This is a genomic window from Paenibacillus sp. J31P13, from assembly GCF_056269295.1.
On sequence record NZ_JBWDNR010000015.1, the window covers coordinates 76,949 to 94,828 of the forward strand.

A 17,880-nucleotide genomic window follows, 5' to 3' on the forward strand; every position below is an offset into this window, starting at 1 on the left:
AGCAAAAAAGCCGTCTTTCCAGTTCTATGGAAAGGCGGCTTTTCTTTTAACTTATAAATTAGCTAACGCTTTTTTTCTTCTGAAGACGTTTCAGCTCTTCTTCGACAAGCGCGTTGCGATTCGCTTGCTGGGGATCATGAGCGGCCGGGTTGACACTTCCGCCGTATGTCGTTTTACCATGCAGCTCTTGCTGAGCTTCCAATTCCATCACCTTCTGCTCAATGCGCTCAAAGCCTCTTATAGCCGAGCTTTCATAAAGGGAGCTGGAGGAGGAATAGCTTTGCTTTCCAGCAGTCTGTTTCACGCGGGCGATCAACTCTGAGCGTTTACCTTGCAGCTTCGTCCTTTCTTCTTTAAGCGACTCGACTCGCAGCTGAAGTTCAATCGCTGCTTGCTTCGCGAGACTTTGCAGTCTTGACGTTTCTTCCGCCTGCTCTAGATAAAGGAGCTTGGCTTCAAGGGCTGTGCGCGCTTCTGCTTCACGATCCTCAGCTGCAGCTTGTTCAGCCTTGGCAGTGTAATAGTTCGCTTGCTCATTTTGCTCATTAAGCTTTGATTCTAGCATGCGTGCTTGAGCTTGCTGCTGCACCACGGAGCCTTCCGTGCTTGCGATTTCCTCATCTAGATCCTTCAAGTATTGATTAAGCATCATAACCGGATTTTCTATTTTATCAAGCAGCTCATTTGCCGCCGCTTTTGTCATGCTTACTACCCGTTGTAATATTCCCATTTCATCATCGCTCCTTGAGTTTTTTTAGTAGTGATCAACAAATCTGAAATCATTGTGAGGGGCCTTCGGTACAAAGAGCGTAGCGATAAAGTACGCGAGTATGACCGCTCCGAAGCTAAAGAATGCCGAAATGACGACTAACAATCTGATGATAGTAGGATCGATGCCGAGCCATTGTCCGATGCCTCCGCAAAGACCGGTAAGCTTGCTGTCCGTAGTTGAACGAAACAATTTTTTCATATTCAAAACATCCTCTCGTTTAACAAATCTATAACTTTATTGTAGTACGGACATCAAGCAACCGTAACGACCTCAGGTCTATTATTGGAACTAGTCTTTAGGCGGGGAGCTACTGCGACGAAGGTAGGAGTTGGTAGTTGGTTTGTTGTCTATACAGCATTTCTGCAATCTACTAATATGAATCTAAATTCAATAGAGAAATATTAGTATAAATAGGAAGAGATTCAATATGATAAGGGGATTGGATTTTAGAAAAGTAATTTGCTTGCTAATTGATTTGATACTTTGACGGTAAGCGGCATAACGAATGACCTGCAAGTAGCAGCTATAGATGCATCGAATGAATTGAACTTATATGATATTCGAGTTACTGCTGCACCTTTAGACATTCTTCCTGATATGAAGAAGCATTGGGCAAAAGAGGCGGTTGAGGAGCTGGCTCAAGCTGTCCCAAAAGATGATAGATCTTTGAGACAGCTCTTCTTTGTATTAGCTTGTCAAACTAGTCCGCATAAATGGTCAAGTCCCCTCATAGACATGTTATCAGCCAGTAAAAAACAGTGTGCAGAGGGGATGATTTCATGCGTCGCATTACATGGACCGCGGCAGTTTTATTATGTTTCTCATTAGTACTAGCGGCTTGCGGAACGAAGGACGCCGAGTCGGTGGTCAAGGATCTCGACAAATTCGTAAACAGCATGGAGAGCTATCAAGGAACTGGAACAATGACATTGCATACAGGCCAGCAGCCTCTCGAATACAAAGTCGAGGTATCTTACCAGAAACCCCAGTTCTACCGCATCAAGTTGACGAATGAAGAGAAGGATATTACACAAATCGTGCTTCGTAACGATGACGGTGTATTCGTGCTCACACCGAAGCTGAATAAAGTATTCCGCTTCCAAAGTGATTGGCCGCAAAATCAAGGTCAAGTTTATTTGTATCAAACACTGATTCAAAGCATTCTAGTGGATAACTCGCGTCAGTTTGTAGTTGATGAGGATGCTTACGTATTTGATGTGATGGCGAATTACAATAACGGTTCGCTAGCTCGCCAAAAAATTTGGTTGAATAAATCCAACTTCAAGCCGGTTCAGGTAGAAGTTAGCGATACGAATGCTTCGGTTATGGTTGATGTGAAGTTTGATACCTTTGAATTCGGACAGAAATTCGATAAAGCGATGTTCGAGACAGAGGCGAATATGAATGCTGCGCCTTCCGGTCAAACGACTGAACAGCCGACAATGACTGAGCCTGGTAAAGAGGGTGCTGAAACAGGATCTGAAAATGCTAATGGCGCTGCAACAACACCTGACGACAAACCGGACGCGGGCGCTAATAATGCCGGGAATGATGATGCGGTAGATGGCAGTGATCCATCGAATAACAGCGGTGACGATGATAAAAATGTCGATGATGATGCTGCTGCGGGTGTGGAAAATGAAGCAGGATCGAAATTTACAGCAATGAAACCGAACTACACACCAGCTGGAGTAGAGCAGCAGGATCTAGTTGATATCGTGTTCGGAGGAAATCCGGGCGTGATGACTCGTTTTGCAGGTGATTACAGCTATACGCTAATACAGACAGAGCCTCATGATCAGGCTGCATCAAATGTGCCTGGTATAACCGTTGATCTAGGGTATACAATCGGTTTGCTAAATACCGGAGAAGATCAGCATACGCTTATGTGGACTTATGAGGGACATCAATTCAGGCTTACAAGTGCGAACCTGCCTGAGTCAGAGATGATAAAGGTAGCGCAATCGGTATTGGCTGAAGTCGGAAAATAAGCTGGAATGAATCACAATTTCCAAGAGGTTCTAGCCTTTTCTGGGGCTCATTTCATTGACAGTCTAAGCAGCAAAGTATAACATTATTTCTATTGATGTTTGCTGCTCGGACTGTTAAGGCTTCTAGAGAAAGAGAAGGTGAAAAACTTGGATTCGTTTTATCGCCCAACAAGGGTTGAGTTGTCAATGGATGCTTTGGAACATAATTTACAAGCATTCCGTAATGCTATTCCACAAGGCTGTAAGCTTTTGGCTTCGGTTAAAGCCAATGCCTATGGACATGGTGCAGTGGAGATTGCACGAGAAGCAGAGCTTTTTGGCGTTGATTATTTAGGTGTAGCGTTTTTAGATGAAGCATTGGAATTGCGTATGGCAGGCATCGAAACCCCGATCCTAGTACTTGGATACGTGGCAGCAGATGCCTTGTCTGTTGCAAGAGATCATAATATAACAATTAGTCTTTTCCGGGAAGATATTATTGAGGCTGCTGCAAAGCTGCCTATGAATTTTGATTCTCATAAGTTGAAGGTGCATATCAAGATTGATTCAGGAATGGGACGCCTAGGCGTTATTGGTCAAGATGCTGCGATCGCCTTTATCGAGAAAGCATTTCAAGTACCGCAGCTTGACGTTGAAGGCATGTTCACCCATTATGCTCGCGCGGATGAAGCGGACAAAAGCTATACGAAGCTGCAATATGAAAGATTTCAAGCGGTTGTTTCCTATGTAGAACAACAAGGATTAAATATACCGATTATCCATGCTGCAAACAGCGCGGCGGGCATTGATACACCAGAATGGTCTGGAAGCATGCTTCGTCTCGGAATCAGTATGTATGGACTTTACCCGTCTGAAGAAGTAAATCAACAGATGATTGAACTGGAACCGGTCTTATCGCTTAAAACCGAAGTTGTAATGGTAAAAACGACACCAGAGGGCTGGGGAATCAGCTATGGCACGCGTTATATGACTGAGGATGGTGAGAGAATAGGAACGTTGCCTATCGGTTACGCAGACGGTTTCAGCCGTATGCTGACAGGTAAAGCAAATGGACTTGTACGTGGTGTGAAGGTACCGGTTCGCGGTACTATTTGTATGGATCAATGTATGATATCACTCGATGCCGCTTCTTCAGGTGCAGATGTTCAGCCTGTTGCGGTTGGAGAAGAAGTGGTGCTTATTGGCCGACAAGGCGATTCCATCATTAGAGTTGAAGAAGTAGCTCAGCAGCTTGGTACGATCAACTATGAAATCACTTGTATGATTGCTTCACGTGTACCTCGCGTCTACGTAAGAAGCGGTCAAATTATAGCTGTTCATAACCCCTTGGTCTAGAGAAACCGAATTGGTAATCTTTTCAGTCTACATTTTTCCGTAAATGAAGAGGATTTTCGCCAAATACCTCGAATGTAGTATGGCAGAGCATATGCTGATCGTATGCATGAAAACATACAGCATAATTGATATACGGCGATCATAGATATGTTGAAGTATAGCGAAGGCAATAAATTGAAATAATGTTTATGAAGGTGTTGGAAAAGTTTTGGGGGTGTCCGTTCGGTGGCCAATGTACAAAATACCAAGAGAATCATGATTAGCCTGCCAGATCATCTGCTGGAGGAGGTTGACGGAATAGTTGCCAAGGAAAACTCCAACCGCAGCGAATTTATTCGGCAAGCAATGAAGCTGTATTTGGTGGAACGCAAAAAGCGTCAAATCCGTGAATCCATGCAACGTGGTTATATGGAGATGGCGAAAATAAACCTGAACATGGCCTCGGAAGCTTTTCAAGCGGAGGAAGAAGCAGATCACACGTTAGGCCGTCTAGTAAGCGGGGTGTAGGGCTTGATTGTAAAACGCGGAGATGTGTTTTTTGCAGACTTATCGCCAGTCGTCGGATCGGAACAGGGTGGAGTTCGTCCCGTGCTGGTCATTCAAAATGATATCGGAAATCGCTTTAGCCCGACCGTTATCGTAGCTGCTATCACAGCACAAATCCAAAAAGCAAAACTGCCTACACATGTTGAAATGGACGCAGCCATGCATGGTTTTGATCGCGATTCTGTTGTCCTTCTAGAGCAAATCAGGACGATTGATAAACAACGATTAACGGATAAGATTACTCATCTAGACGATGAAACCATGCGCAAGGTTGATGATGCCTTGTTGATTAGTGTTGGTTTAATTGATTTTTAAACGAGAGAAAGCTATTTGGCCCAATAAAGGCATTGGCCTTTATTGCTAAATGGCTTTTTTTGTCGCTTTCAACCGAATATTGATGGAAATAGGAAAATAATGATAGACAAATGAAATGCATGTTTGCTATTATGAATTCAATTAGTTTTTGTAATCATATATAAGAGTATTATTATGCGAAGAACGCACAGGTACAGCCTTAGTTGGCTGCCGGTGCGTTCTTTTTTTTATGCTCAGAGAGGAGAAGCGATGAACAGAAGACGGAATATTTTTATTAGTTTAATGGCAGCGCTCGTGTCAGCCTGTCTCGTTTATGGCATGTACAGACTGCAGCATATGCAAATCGAGAAGCAAGAAACGATTGCTGTGCTGGTGCCTAAGCGATTCATTAGTGCAGGGGAGCGGCTGCAGGAGAATGATTTTGAATTCAAAAGAGTTCCGCAAACGGCCTACACTTCAGAAATGGTGATGGATGTAGACCAAGCAATCGGAAGAGAAACCATTGTACCGCTGGGTAAGGGAGAGCCGCTTTTGGATTGGAAGGTGGATCACTATTATTTGGAGCCAAAAAGCTTCGAGTCGACCTTTCAGATACCGAAGGAGTACATTCGTTCCATCTCTAACGGGATACGTGCTGGTGATAAGGTACTTCTCTATGAGTCTGGAGAGGCTTCGCCATCCAAGCGTCTCTTCCTTGAAGCGGTCACCGTAGCTTCAGTAAAAACGTCAGGCAATGTGGAAATTGACAATATTGCACAACCGAATTTATATGCGCTGGCTGATGGGAACAAGGAACAGATGTATGCCTCAAGACGAGAAGCTAACGGCATGATTGATTATTTAAACTTAAATTTATCGGAAGAGCAATGGCTTCAGATTGACAGCATATGCAAAAGCGGTGAGTTAAAGCTAGTCGTAGCCTATAGTCCTGAATCGCTTCATTTAGAAGCTGGCAGAGGGGCTGATGAGAAGTGAACAGTATTACTGCACCGCTTGCCGTCTTTATCGGGACAACGCCTAACATAGGAACAACCTCTGCTGCCTTTGCAACGGCTTATCGGATTGCGGAAGCAACGGGTCAATCCATTGGTTATTTATGTCTTAATCTCAAAAGCGCCAAAATTCATCGTTATATCGGGTTGTATGAACCTCCTGTAACACTGGATAAGCTTCGTCCGGAATTACGCTCACACACACTGACACCAGACAAGCTTCGCAGAGCTGCCTATCGCCTGCCAAGACAAACGAACTTGCAAATATTATTTGGTAACTTGATGAGAGACCAAGCTGAATATTTCACCCCGGAAGAGGCTGAGCATCTGCTTTCGATTGCCGAGCAGACCTTCGACTTTGTCGTTCTGGACGTAGGAGCTTATTGGGACAATGCAGCAACCATCTGCTCTATCCGAAGGGCGAGCTCACGCATGCTTGTAACAACCCCAGCGCTGTCACATTTTCAAGAAGATGGACGACGCTGGATTGGAGGGGTATCCCCGTTGTTTGATGTTTCGCCTGAGCAATACGATACGGTCATTATTAATAATCCATGGAAAAACGGAGGTTATGGGATGAAACATATATGCAAAGAGCTAGGGACAAATGCATTAGGACAGCTTCGTTTAACCGAACCGTTATTCCATCAATTAGATAACGGAACCTATACCGAATGGTTAAAAGAGGATCCCGAAGGCAAGCAAGCAATGCGCAAGCCAGCCAAAGCGCTTATGCATCGCCATAGCATGCGAGCAATGGGAACGGTAATAGCTGTTCAACCTTGGTATCGGAAGCTGCTGACACATCGAAATGGAACGAGCTCATGACAGGAAGGGAGAGCCGATTTTCACCAGCTGAGTTCGCTGCGCAAATGCAAACGGAGCGGGGAACTCGTGAGGATGAGAAAAGAATGATTGGTGTTGGAGGCGAATCGAGCAATGAATTTACAAGGCTTGCAGAGGATATAAGAAACTATCTTAGCACACCGCATGGATTAAATGAGGAAGAACGAAGGCAATACAGTGAAATGTTAAATCGGGCGGTGCTTGGTTATTCGCAGGAGCGGGAGCAGGTACTCGCCGTTATTACAGACCGATTGATTAGGCTTCGTGTTCACGGAGCAGCCAGTATGCAGCACCCTTATCATACATTGGCTGAAGCATTGTTTGCAGAAGTTATAGGTCTCAATGTGCTTGAACTAGTGCTTGCCAATAAAGAAGGGCTTGAAGAGATACAAGTTGTTGGCAAACGTATTTTTATCGTTAAGGATGGCATGACAAGGTCCTCTCCTTATAGCTTTGAAAATATTAGAGAAGTAGAGCGAGTACAACAAAATTTAGTGCTCTACAACAATGATCGCATTAATCCCAGAAAGCGCTGGGCTGAAGTGATGCTGCGAGATGGTTCTCGTGTGACAATGACAGGCTTTGGCTTTACGGCTTGTCCGACCCTAACAATCCGCTTCTATACGGTACGGAGTTTCAGCTTACATACTTTGAGCTCCGAAGCTTATCGAACAATGGATGCAGAGATACAGCGCATGCTCAAAGCCATACTTGACGCAAGATTTAATATCGTCATCATCGGACCAACCAATTCAGGCAAAACCAATCTAATGAAAGCACTAATAGCCGAGCTTCCCGACGAAGAGAGAATCATTACGATTGAAGGACGATTCGAAATGATGCTGGGACGTGATTTTCCAAATAAAAACGTAGTCGAATACGAAACGGATGACGAGGATGCTTATCATCGTTCTGATCAAGCATTCAAGCTTGCTCTCAGACAATCGCCGGAACGGATTATACATGCTGAAATACGTGATGTGGATGCCAATATTTATGTCAGAGCCTGCACGAGGGGACATTCGGGCAGTATGACGACCGTTCATGCCAACACGCTTGAGGATGTGCCGGAAGCGATAACAGATATGTGTATGCTCGATGGCCGAGGGATGAATGCGGAGCGTTTGACGAAGCGGATTACCCAGTATGTAACGGAGATTGGGATCGAGATGAGCTATGAAAATGGCCGCAGAGTCGTAAAGCGTATCGGTGAGCTCTACTGGAAGGACGGTGGGACGTTCGTGAAGGATTGGGCCAAGTTCAATAAGGATTTAGATGCGTGGATAGTGATGCCAGAGCCTTCGTCCAAAGCAGCAGCAAGGTTAGCGATGCGGGGTGACCAATATGAATGAGCTTTCAACAGCTGCTTCAGTTGTCCTTTTGTACATATTCGTATTTATTGCAATCTACAATTGCCTCTTAGTTTGGTCAAAGGAGCAGCATCTTAGAAGCAAGCTAACCTATCGGTCCAGATCCGGCTGGCGATACCGATTGGTTGAACGTTTCAAACGATTCGAGAAATTGCATCGGCACTTGTCAGAATTATTAGAAACGCTCCAATTAAAAATGAAGCCGGGAATATTTGTTACCATATCTATTCTTCTTTTGTTGGCTGGAGTTGCTTCTGGGGGTCTCTTCTTTCAGAGTTTGAAAGGGCTTCTGTTATTCGGCGGGCTGCTTGCATCATTGCCTTACACCATTCTGAGGATCATGCTCGTCCAAAAACGAATGGGTACACAAATGGATTTTATGCCAGCTGTGGAGCTGTTTTATCAGTGCTATCTCGTTACAGGTGAGCGACAAGTTCGAATTGCGCTGCAGCGTACGGTAGAGGAAAAACGTTTGCTCGGTCCTATGCAGTCCGTTTTCGAGCAGCTGTATCGCAACTTGTCTGTGCGGGGAGATGATGAAACAAGTCTGAGGCTGCTCTCAGCATCGCTAGGCCATCTCTGGGCTGATTTTTTCGTGAATATATTGCGGGTAGCTCTAGTGGAAGGGGTTCCTGTTGCAGACAGTCTCAAGGAGCTTCTAACGGATATGCGCAAGGCAAGGCGGGCGAATGAGCAGGAAAGGAATAAATTGTTGGAAATAAGAGTAGCGAACTTCACGCCCATTCTATTTCTTGCCTTATTTATTGGAATCAATCTGCGCTATAACAGGGATAGTTCTTACTATTACTATGTCATTGATTCACAAGGGAGAGATATGCTTTTGAACGCAATGCTATTGATTTTTGCTTCCTTTCTAATGGGACTCTGGCTGTCACGCAAAAAAATGTAAAAGGAGCATTCGAATGGGGCAATGGGCACAGCAGGTAATGAGTATAGTGATGCTTGCAGGGCAGCTTGTATTTGGGTCTGTAGCGATCTATGCTATCTTGCAGTTATGGCCGAGAAGAACAAATCGCTGGAAGCACCTCACGCTATTAAGCTGGCGAACGAAGCAAGTGCCGGATTCTTGGCTTCGAATGTTTTATGTGAATAGAGATTCATCCTCTTTTTTAGAACGAGAGCTGTTGCTTGCAGGCTGCGGCGTTACGGGAGATGCTGCTTGGTATATGTTAGCGAGAAAAGTTCTTTTCAGCATCATTTTTTTCGTACTAGTGGCTGTTTTTACACTGCAAGAAACTCTGAGTTCATACATTCCACTAACCTATGTAATGCCTTGTTTATTTATTATTCTGCTGCTTTTGTATGTAGATCTCGTATGGCTCCGCTCAATCTGCAAGGTGCGCGCTTTGCAAATGACAAAGGAAATTTTCATCGTCAGCAAGCAGCTTCTCTATCTATCCGAATCCTCACTCCATATCCATACGAAGCTGCTGCGTTGTGTACCCTTTACAAGATTAATGCGCTCAGACTTGGAGCGGCTTCTTGCTGAATGGTATCACGATGCGGGAGAAGCGCTTCAGCGCTTCAAGATAAGGCTGGGCACAGAAGAAGGGCTAAGCTTTGTAGAGACATTAGACTCGCTGAGGCTGCATGAAAGCCAGCAATACTATGAACTGCTGCGTGCTCGAATAGAGGATTATAAGGAAAAGATTGAGCTTGCCAAGGAAAGCCGTAAGGAATCAACCTCTTACTTTTTATTTGTAATCGCGGGAATTCCTATATTGTACACCTTCCAAGTGTTTATTTACCCATGGGTGAGTGAAGCTCAGAAGCTGTTTCAGTCCTTGAACTGATAGAAAAGCAAAGAAATGAAAGGAGGTGTTCGCATGCGCAATATTTTGATGACTGTTATGATGCTTGTCGTTGTTATCGTTTTGTTTAACTCCATTATTTCAAAAGATACGACTGGAACGAGAAGCCAGATTGAAACGCAGGGAACGTCAGCCAATACAAAAATAAGCCAGCTCCTTCCGTAATTTAACAATATGTCTATATAGAATACGAAAAGAGTGGAGGTGCTTGAGCTGTGCGCGGAATTCTAATATCCATGCTGCTGCTTATAACGGTTCTCCTTCTGTACCAGGCTTTTGCAGAAGGTGATGAGGGAATGAATCAGCATATAAATGAAGCGGGCGGCTCGATCAGCGAGCACATTAAGGGAATGACTCCATGAAGCAAATCTTAGTTTTTGTATTGTTTGCTGCATTGCTTTGCTGGCTGATGTTTTCTCCTATTTATAAGCATGTGCTCATTGTGAGACAAGCCGTACTGCAGCAGGAGGTAGACTTTTTGCTGGAAGTAGGTGCAAGCGGAACCTATGGCTACATTAGCGTTTCCATGCAGGAGCAATCCAGAGTGCGATTGGCCGGATTTGGAATGAATCCCGACGCTATTACCTTTGAGTTAACCACGACAAGCGGAGTTGATGCATCCAATCCACTGGAGCCTGTTTTGCGAGGCATAGGTATAGCCTTGACCATGAGCTATCCCTATGAGAATTTGTTTGAAATCGATCGGCTCATCGGGTTGACTCCCCCAGCTTCAGACGTGAGAATGAAAGCCTTTGGAATGAAAATGAGTGAATATGTGCCGTAGCAGCGGAAGGCGGTCGAATCGATGTATAAGCTTTTGTTGATCATAGTCATGATGTCCGTATGGATATCTATCCATCTTCTTCAGGTAGAGGAGGAGCTTGCTATGAAGACATTATTTCAAGGCAAGCACGCGATTAATCGGGCCGCCCATGCTGCTGCCCAGCAGCTTGATCCGATTGCACTTAGCGATGGGGTTTTGTGGATAGCGCCGGATGCCGCAGAACAAGCGGTACTACAGTATCTATGTGTTAATTTAAGACTGGACGAGAGCGGAGCGCCGCTGCCGGATTCATTTTTAAAGCATCCTGTAGAGGTGCAGGTATTTGAAATCATCAATGAGGATCAGCGTTTTCCCTATACGTATCGCAATGATCACTATCAGTATGAGGTTACTTTGCATCGCCCAGGCGTTATCATCATTGCGCATGTGGTCTATCCGCGAGCTTTTTCAGTAATGAAACCTATTGAATGGAATATTAAGGGGGCGGCTGAGCTAATAACAGGTTGACGTATTTTTGGATAATTGGTGTAATAAGGGGAGGGAAATGACATAGGAGCTGATTGTTGAAGTGCTTGAAATTATACAGGATATTCCTGCAGAGCTTGTGAAGCAGCGAATGGAGAAATTACAAAGAGTGATGAAGGCAGAAGGAATCGATGCGTATCTCATTACTCAAAATGTCGATATCTATTATTTTAGCGGATCTATGCAAAATGGATATTTGTTTATACCAAGCAGCGGCGATGCAACCTTCTACGTTCGGCGCAGCGTTGAACGTGCAAAGCAAGAGACTGCGGTAAAAGTTGCGGAGCTAGGTGCGTTTCGTCAATTTGGCGAAACGCTGGCAAAGGATTATTCTTTTTTATTTAAAGATGGAACAGAGCTAAGGATTGGTGCAGATATGGACGTGCTGCCAGCTCAGCTCTACTTGAAGCTCGTTCAGCTGCTGGGCTCGTCTGGACGCTGCGAGCTAGTTGACGGATCATCGGCTATACGAAAACTACGAATGATCAAGTCCTCATGGGAGCTCAACCGAATAAAAGTCGCTGCCGGGGCAGTTGCCGCGGCACTCGACGAAGCACTAAATGATTTGCGAGAAGGTGTCAGTGAACTAGCCTGGATGGCACGAATTGAATATGAGCTGCGAAATCGAGGCCATGTAGGGTTGATGCGGATGAGAGGCTTTAATCAGGAAATTACGACAGGAATGGTCATTTCTGGCCCTGCCGCTGCGGTTCCGTCTTATTTTGACGGTCCAGCTGGCGGACTTGGACTTGGGGCTGCTTCACCTCAAAGTGTAAGCAGATCCATCATTAAACGAAATGAACCCATTTTGATTGATATCGGCTGCTGCATAGATGGTTATGTCATCGATCAGACAAGAACAGCAGTTATTGGCGAGCTCTCTGCAAATCTCATGGAGGCTTATCAGTTTTCAGAAACACTAATTAGAAATGCGGAGGAGCAAATGAAGCCGGGAGCGCTCTGCTCAAAGCTATACGTAGATGCGCTTGACAGTTGTAAGACAGCAGGTCTTTCTCCTTATTTTATGGGCTATGGCGCAGATCAAGCTAAGTTTCTTGGACATGGAATAGGTTTGGAAATTGATGAATGGCCAGTCCTTGCCAAAGGCTTTGACATCCCGCTGGAAACCGGAATGGTCATTGCGGTAGAGCCTAAGTTCACATTCCCTGGCCAAGGAGTAGTTGGTATAGAGAATAGCTATTTAATTACAGACATTGGAGCGGAAAATCTGACGCGTTGGACACCGGAGCTAATCGTGTTGCCATAAAAGAGGAGTGAAAATATGAATCGCCAATTAACAAAAAGGCTTCATCGCGATTATATTACGGTTTATCGAATTAGCCAGCTTATAACACATGGCATATTTCTTGCCTTGATTATTGCTTATACTTCGATTGCGATTTGGCAGAAATGGACGTTAATACCGGGATGGATTGCTTTTGCTTTGTTCATAGTTACTATTATTCTGTTTACCTGGATTATTCCAGTCGTCAAGTATAACCGATTTAAATATGAGTTGTTTGAGGATGAGCTTGAAATACAATCTGGTCTTATTTTTATAAGCAATGTGCTTGTTCCTATGGTACGCGTTCAGCATGTTGAGCTGGAGAGCGGTCCTTTAATGCGTAAATATGAGCTAGCGCGCGTATCTATTGTAACAGCTGCAACGAAACATGAGATTAGCGGTCTAAAGCAATGGGAGGCTGAGCAGCTGAAGCGTAAGATTGGTATTCTAGCTAAGGTGGATGATGAGGATGAGTGAACGCCATAAGCTTCATCCCCTATACGTTCTTTTTGGTCTGTTGAACACAATCAAAGGGTTTATTCCACTGATACTAATCGGTCTTGTAAAAGGGAAGAGCATATCAGAGTTGGAGTGGTACTGGTATGCAGGTTCGGGAACCTTAGCTCTGATTATTTTAGTATTAAGTTTTCTGGATTGGAAAAAATTTGGATATTGGCTAGAGGAAGATCGTATTATTATTCGAAAAGGCTTGTTTTTTCGCGATGAGAAAACGATATTTTTTGCGCGTATTCATTCCGTTAATGTGGAGCAGCCGCTCATACAGCGATTGCTTGGCGTTGCACAAGTCAAAATTGAAACGCCTGGCGGAAATAAGAAGGCTGATGGTATTTTACCAGCCCTTTCTCTGAAAGATGCCAATCATCTGCAGCTTATATTGAAAGGCCAGTCTAAGCCTGCTGTCATTAATCAGTCCGATCAACAAGGTGATCTCGCGTCATTAACAGAAATTGAACCGATTGATAAATTATTGATCAATACAGAGACAGAGACGGAATCGATAGCTCCAATGGCTAAACCAGCAATAGTGACGACAAGCCCAGCTCTCCGATTGGATACCATACAGCTGTTTCAGGCTGCTGCTACCTCTATGAATTTTGGACTTGTGGCTGCATTTATGGCGGGTTTATATTCTTTAGCTGATGACTTGGTTAATCTGATACTTCCCGATCATTTTTTTGAAAACGTTGTGGAAGACTCCGTTAGCTTAATGCCAAACTATATATTCATTGTATTTATCATTGTATTTGGTATAGGTGCGGCTTGGCTGCTATCAATCGTTTTGTATATTTTGAAATACGCTGGTTTTGAGGTGCAGAGGAAGGGCAGACAAATTGCGGTTTCCTACGGTTTGCTTGAGAAGAAGTCATTTATTTTTGATCCGAAGAAGGTTCAAGCGGTCATAATAAAAGAAGGCTTGCTGCGACAGGCATTCGGTTTTGTTGAGATTCAGCTTCAGATTATCTCTTCAGATAAGAAGGAGCAGCTTATGCTCCATCCTTTTGTGAAGCGTTCGGAAGTCGATAGGGTACTCGCTGATTTTGTTCCTCAACTGAAGCTATCTGATCAAGATGAGCTGATCGGAGCTCCGAAACGCGCTTTTCTTTATTATGTTAGAATCCAGCTATTGTTTGCACTGGCCTTATGCGCGACCTTAATCATTTTATTTAAAGCAAGTGGATTATGGTCTCTGGTTCTTATAGCCCTTGTTATTTGGTGGAGAAAAGGCTGTTATAATGCTGCTGGATTAAGGCTCAAGGATGGTCAACTGACTCTACGTCGAAGATGGATATCGCGAACTACATTCTTAATTCGTCGTCCGCAGATCGTGACGATGCGAGTGAAACGGTCGATTTCTCAACAACGGAAGCTGCTTCTAACCGTTTCGGTTCATGCAATGGGAAGTCCGCTTGATTACCGAGTAACATGCATGGATCGCAAGGACGTTGAACCCGTATGGCAGTGGTATAGCCGCAGCAATAAATCATAAATTCATATTCTTAATAGGGAGAACTGCTGAAGGTTTTATTACTCTTCTGCAGTTCTTTTATATGTTCAAAAATTTATTTTAATGAAAGTGAACGAAATGGCAATGATAAGCGTCTCATCTATATCAGTTAACAAAAGAAGGAGGCTTACTCGCTCGTGCATGACGAGACGAAGCTAATAAAAAAAGCGGTGCGCGGCGATTCTAAAGCGCTCTCCGAGCTGCTGAGGCAGCATTATACATTCTTATATCAATACATTCTAAAGTCAACCATGAACAAAAGTCATGCGGAGGATGTTACACAGGAAACTATGCTCAAGGCTATTGAGAAAATATCGACGTTTCAAGGCAATTCGAAGTTCTCGACCTGGCTGATAACGATTGCTTCCCGACATATCGTTGATGGAATTAGACGAAATGAAAGGGAGAAAAAATGGTTGCAGGAGGAGCAGAAGCTCCATGCTATACGTTTTGATACGCTTCGGCGTTCGGATGAATGGCCTGCGGCCATGCAAGCGCTGGGGGAACTCAGCAGTGAAGCGAGAATGACGGTACTGCTTAAGCATTATTATGGCTATTCACAGGAAGAAATTGCCGCCATGCTGGATATTCCAATTGGGACAGTTAAATCAAGGCTGCATAGCGGTTTAAAACAGCTGAGGAAGGAGCTAACGGAGCATGAAGAAGCATGATGAGGATATAAACGATCAGCAATGGTTCAACGATAACATGATAGAAAAAGTTAATCGCTTTGACGCCATTCATGAGCCGAATGTGCCAGATTTCCAAGCGTTTGAACGACTTGTTGTTACGCATAAGGATGAGATTAAGCGCAAGCTCTGGAAGGAGCTTTCACTATTCTGGCTGACGGCATGCTTTATTTTTGGATCGATGATGTGGATATTGGATCGGAACTGGATTTGGTTCATTGTGTTGCAGGCTGTTATAGCTGTTAGCGGGATTGGATTCGGTGCTATGACCTTACGTAAAGGGATGAGACATAAATGGAAGAGTTAAAGACTCTGCCGATATGGTTCTGGGTACTGCTCATTTCTATCCTGATTACTCAGTCAACCTGGTTGTTTATAGATGCTCGCAAGAGGGAAAGTATGCCTTGGTTTTGGGGGTTATGGGGACTGATTCAAACGCCGATGCCATTACTATTTTATTTTCTATTTGTTCGAAGCGGCTGGTTCGGCAAAGACTGGGGTCGACGGAAAAACCAAGATAAGGATGACTAATAAAATTCAAATTGAGGGAGATGTTCGTTTATGAAAGATGATTTGGATATATCTCAGATTCTATCGATTGTAGCTCCGCTAATCGTTATACAGTTGATTTTAATGATAATTGCTCTGGTTCTTTGTGCGAAAGCTGAACAGACTAGAGGCCCGAAATGGGTATGGATACTTGTTATCCTGTTTGGCAATATGTTCGGCTCTATTGCCTTCTTTATATTTGGAAGGAGAAATGCTTAATGACTGCGATGCTTCAAGTTCAAGGGCTGACCAAATCTTTTGGAACGGTAAATGCGGTAAAAGGAATTGATTTTAAAATTGAAGAAGGTCATTGTGTTGCACTATTAGGTCCTAATGGAGCTGGGAAAACAACGACGATAAGAATGATAACCGGTCTGTTGAAGCAATCAGCCGGGCAAATGGACTTTTTAGGAAAGCCGGCTAACGGGAATCAAGGAGAATTAATCGGATACTTGCCGCAATCCCCAACTTTTTATAATTGGATGTCTGGGCAAGAGTACGTCATATATGCAGGTAGACTTTGCGGAATGACTGCCGCTGCGGCAAAGAAAAGTGCCAAGGAATTAATGGAGCGGGTAGGGTTGTCTCAAGCAGCGAAGAGGCGGATTGGAACCTATTCAGGAGGTATGAAGCAAAGACTTGGACTTGCTCAAGCTTTGGTGCATCAACCGAAGCTGCTTGTGATGGATGAGCCGGTATCCGCTCTTGACCCGCTTGGGCGCCGAGAGGTGCTCCAATTGCTGCGAGAGCTAAAGAAGGAAACGACAGTGTTATTTTCAACACATGTGCTCCATGACGCAGAGGAGCTTTGTGACGATGTCATTATTATTCGTAATGGAGGCATCGCGCTTCAGGGTGCAATATCAACAATACGAAATGATCACCGCAAGCCGATCATCGAGCTTCAGCTAGATGATGACGCTCGATCAGAGAAATGGATAACTTCATATATAAATCGAATTCAAGCAGAGATTAAAGGGAATGACAAATCGAGCCTGTTTCTTGATGCGGGGATTAAGGATAGAATTGCACGTTTTACAGTAAAAGAAGTGGATGCAGCACGAGGGGCACTTCTCCAAGAGCTAGCTCGCGAAGACGTTAAGGTGAGCAGGCTTGAAGTTGGCCAAACGTCGCTGGAAGATTTATTTATGAAAGTGGTGACAGAATGAGCATTTCCGTTGTCGAGAACAGAAAGATAGGAAATAAAACCTTGATTCGCACATCTGGTGCGGTTCGCTTTGTTGCCATGCTGGAGAAGGAAATGCTGGAGCTTCTTCGAAGCTTTAAGCTGCTCTGGGTGCCGCTTGTATTTGTTTTGCTAGGAATTATGCAGCCTGTGTCCACCTATTACATGCCTATCATATTAGAGAAAGCGGGTAATCTTCCAGATGGGGCAGTCATTGATATTCCGTTGCCTCAAAGCGCGGATGTACTTGCTCAGACCCTGCAGCAATTTGGTACGATTGGCGTTCTTGTGCTAGCCCTTGTCTGTATGGGAGCTATATCAGCAGAGCGCAATAGCGGTGCCGCTTCACTTGTCTTAGTTAAACCGATTGGATTATTCACTTACATTGGCTCTAAATGGACAGCTATGCTGGTTCTTGTCTGGGGATCACTAGCAGCGGGCTATCTTGCTTCTTGGTACTATACGGGACTATTGATAGGATCGGTCCCTTTCATAAATGTACTATCGAGCTTGCTAATTTATGGCTTATGGCTGACGTTTGTAATGACAATGACCATATTTTTCAGTACACTGCTTAGAAGTTCAGCTGCGGCAGCATTCTCGGCTATAGGCGTAACAGTTGTATTCTCTTTATTAACGGGTATTTTTCCTAAGCAATTGGGCTGGAGTCCTGGTGCGTTAAGCAGCTTTGCCTATCAGTCGGTAAGCGGCAGTATTGCGGGAGAAAGTCGTTTTATATGGGCAATCATTTCTAGCTTAGTTATCATTGCAGGCGTTATTTTTGCGGCGGTTTTACTGCTTCGGAGAAGCTCAGCAGTAGAATAATGGGTATTCAGT

At 44.2% G+C, this 17,880-nt stretch carries 25 protein-coding genes; 23 read left to right on the forward strand and 2 right to left on the reverse strand.

What is annotated here, in order from left to right; translation table 11 throughout:
- Positions 1-58: 58 nt before the first annotated feature.
- A complete protein-coding gene (locus AC0YOD_RS27095; protein ID WP_475802463.1) occupies positions 59-730 on the reverse strand; it encodes a PspA/IM30 family protein in 672 nt (223 codons plus the stop codon).
- 24 nt (positions 731-754) lie between these two features.
- Positions 755-970, reverse strand: coding sequence for a PspC domain-containing protein (locus tag AC0YOD_RS27100; RefSeq protein ID WP_475802464.1), 216 nt, complete (start codon positions 968-970; stop codon positions 755-757).
- Positions 971-1,255: 285 nt separating this feature from the next.
- On the opposite strand from AC0YOD_RS27100, the gene AC0YOD_RS27105 reads away from it, so the two are divergent.
- From AC0YOD_RS27105 to AC0YOD_RS27215, 23 genes are all read left to right on the forward strand, one after another.
- The gene (locus tag AC0YOD_RS27105; RefSeq protein WP_475802465.1) at positions 1,256-1,600 is read left to right on the forward strand and encodes a hypothetical protein; all 345 of its coding nucleotides are present in this window, start codon (positions 1,256-1,258) and stop codon (positions 1,598-1,600) included.
- The gene (locus AC0YOD_RS27110) at positions 1,552-2,763 is read left to right on the forward strand and encodes an outer membrane lipoprotein-sorting protein (protein WP_475802466.1); all 1,212 of its coding nucleotides are present in this window, start codon (positions 1,552-1,554) and stop codon (positions 2,761-2,763) included. Before AC0YOD_RS27105 ends, AC0YOD_RS27110 begins: the two co-directional genes overlap by 49 nt.
- Before the next feature lie 147 nt (positions 2,764-2,910).
- On the forward strand, positions 2,911-4,098 hold the full coding sequence (gene alr, locus AC0YOD_RS27115) for an alanine racemase (RefSeq protein WP_475802467.1): 1,188 nt from the start codon (positions 2,911-2,913) through the stop codon (positions 4,096-4,098).
- 225 nt (positions 4,099-4,323) lie between these two features.
- Entirely contained in the window at positions 4,324-4,605 is a 282-nt protein-coding gene (locus AC0YOD_RS27120) for a CopG family ribbon-helix-helix protein (protein ID WP_028609437.1), read from the forward strand.
- Positions 4,606-4,608: 3 nt separating this feature from the next.
- A complete protein-coding gene (locus AC0YOD_RS27125) occupies positions 4,609-4,959 on the forward strand; it encodes a type II toxin-antitoxin system PemK/MazF family toxin (protein WP_475802468.1) in 351 nt (116 codons plus the stop codon).
- A gap of 249 nt (positions 4,960-5,208) precedes the next feature.
- Positions 5,209-5,934, forward strand: coding sequence for an SAF domain-containing protein (locus AC0YOD_RS27130; RefSeq protein ID WP_475802469.1), 726 nt, complete (start codon positions 5,209-5,211; stop codon positions 5,932-5,934).
- Complete coding sequence (locus tag AC0YOD_RS27135) at positions 5,931-6,779, forward strand: CpaE/TadZ family protein (protein ID WP_475802470.1); 849 nt, start codon at positions 5,931-5,933, stop codon at positions 6,777-6,779. The genes AC0YOD_RS27130 and AC0YOD_RS27135 overlap by 4 nt, the downstream gene beginning before the upstream one ends.
- The gene (locus AC0YOD_RS27140) at positions 6,734-8,149 is read left to right on the forward strand and encodes an ATPase, T2SS/T4P/T4SS family (RefSeq protein ID WP_475802471.1); all 1,416 of its coding nucleotides are present in this window, start codon (positions 6,734-6,736) and stop codon (positions 8,147-8,149) included. Before AC0YOD_RS27135 ends, AC0YOD_RS27140 begins: the two co-directional genes overlap by 46 nt.
- Positions 8,142-9,077 (forward strand): type II secretion system F family protein, encoded by a 936-nt coding sequence (locus tag AC0YOD_RS27145; protein ID WP_475802472.1) that lies wholly within the window; start codon positions 8,142-8,144, stop codon positions 9,075-9,077. Before AC0YOD_RS27140 ends, AC0YOD_RS27145 begins: the two co-directional genes overlap by 8 nt.
- Before the next feature lie 13 nt (positions 9,078-9,090).
- On the forward strand, positions 9,091-9,981 hold the full coding sequence (locus AC0YOD_RS27150) for a hypothetical protein (RefSeq protein ID WP_475802473.1): 891 nt from the start codon (positions 9,091-9,093) through the stop codon (positions 9,979-9,981).
- Positions 9,982-10,014: 33 nt separating this feature from the next.
- Positions 10,015-10,164, forward strand: coding sequence for a hypothetical protein (locus AC0YOD_RS27155; protein ID WP_475802474.1), 150 nt, complete (start codon positions 10,015-10,017; stop codon positions 10,162-10,164).
- 50 nt (positions 10,165-10,214) lie between these two features.
- A complete protein-coding gene (locus AC0YOD_RS27160) occupies positions 10,215-10,361 on the forward strand; it encodes a hypothetical protein (RefSeq protein ID WP_475802475.1) in 147 nt (48 codons plus the stop codon).
- Entirely contained in the window at positions 10,358-10,783 is a 426-nt protein-coding gene (locus AC0YOD_RS27165; RefSeq protein WP_475802476.1) for a hypothetical protein, read from the forward strand. The genes AC0YOD_RS27160 and AC0YOD_RS27165 overlap by 4 nt, the downstream gene beginning before the upstream one ends.
- Positions 10,784-10,804: 21 nt before the next feature.
- Positions 10,805-11,290, forward strand: coding sequence for a hypothetical protein (locus AC0YOD_RS27170; protein WP_475802477.1), 486 nt, complete (start codon positions 10,805-10,807; stop codon positions 11,288-11,290).
- Between the two features lie 109 nt (positions 11,291-11,399).
- Positions 11,400-12,575 (forward strand): M24 family metallopeptidase, encoded by a 1,176-nt coding sequence (locus AC0YOD_RS27175; RefSeq protein ID WP_475802496.1) that lies wholly within the window; start codon positions 11,400-11,402, stop codon positions 12,573-12,575.
- A gap of 15 nt (positions 12,576-12,590) precedes the next feature.
- Entirely contained in the window at positions 12,591-13,070 is a 480-nt protein-coding gene (locus AC0YOD_RS27180; RefSeq protein ID WP_475802478.1) for a PH domain-containing protein, read from the forward strand.
- Positions 13,063-14,601: a PH domain-containing protein gene (locus AC0YOD_RS27185; protein WP_475802479.1), complete on the forward strand. Its 1,539-nt coding sequence runs from the start codon at positions 13,063-13,065 to the stop codon at positions 14,599-14,601. The genes AC0YOD_RS27180 and AC0YOD_RS27185 overlap by 8 nt, the downstream gene beginning before the upstream one ends.
- A 155-nt stretch (positions 14,602-14,756) precedes the next feature.
- Positions 14,757-15,290: an RNA polymerase sigma factor SigY gene (gene sigY / locus AC0YOD_RS27190; RefSeq protein ID WP_475802480.1), complete on the forward strand. Its 534-nt coding sequence runs from the start codon at positions 14,757-14,759 to the stop codon at positions 15,288-15,290.
- Entirely contained in the window at positions 15,277-15,615 is a 339-nt protein-coding gene (locus AC0YOD_RS27195; RefSeq protein ID WP_475802481.1) for a YxlC family protein, read from the forward strand. Before sigY ends, AC0YOD_RS27195 begins: the two co-directional genes overlap by 14 nt.
- Positions 15,603-15,839 (forward strand): sigmaY antisigma factor component, encoded by a 237-nt coding sequence (locus AC0YOD_RS27200; protein ID WP_475802482.1) that lies wholly within the window; start codon positions 15,603-15,605, stop codon positions 15,837-15,839. Before AC0YOD_RS27195 ends, AC0YOD_RS27200 begins: the two co-directional genes overlap by 13 nt.
- Positions 15,840-15,869: 30 nt before the next feature.
- Positions 15,870-16,076 carry a PLD nuclease N-terminal domain-containing protein gene (locus AC0YOD_RS27205; RefSeq protein ID WP_475802483.1) on the forward strand — a complete coding sequence of 69 codons (207 nt, stop codon included), beginning with the start codon at positions 15,870-15,872 and terminating at the stop codon, positions 16,074-16,076.
- The gene (locus AC0YOD_RS27210) at positions 16,076-17,026 is read left to right on the forward strand and encodes an ABC transporter ATP-binding protein (protein WP_475802484.1); all 951 of its coding nucleotides are present in this window, start codon (positions 16,076-16,078) and stop codon (positions 17,024-17,026) included. Before AC0YOD_RS27205 ends, AC0YOD_RS27210 begins: the two co-directional genes overlap by 1 nt.
- A complete protein-coding gene (locus AC0YOD_RS27215) occupies positions 17,023-17,868 on the forward strand; it encodes an ABC transporter permease (protein ID WP_475802485.1) in 846 nt (281 codons plus the stop codon). Before AC0YOD_RS27210 ends, AC0YOD_RS27215 begins: the two co-directional genes overlap by 4 nt.
- The last annotated feature ends 12 nt before the right edge of the window (positions 17,869-17,880 follow it).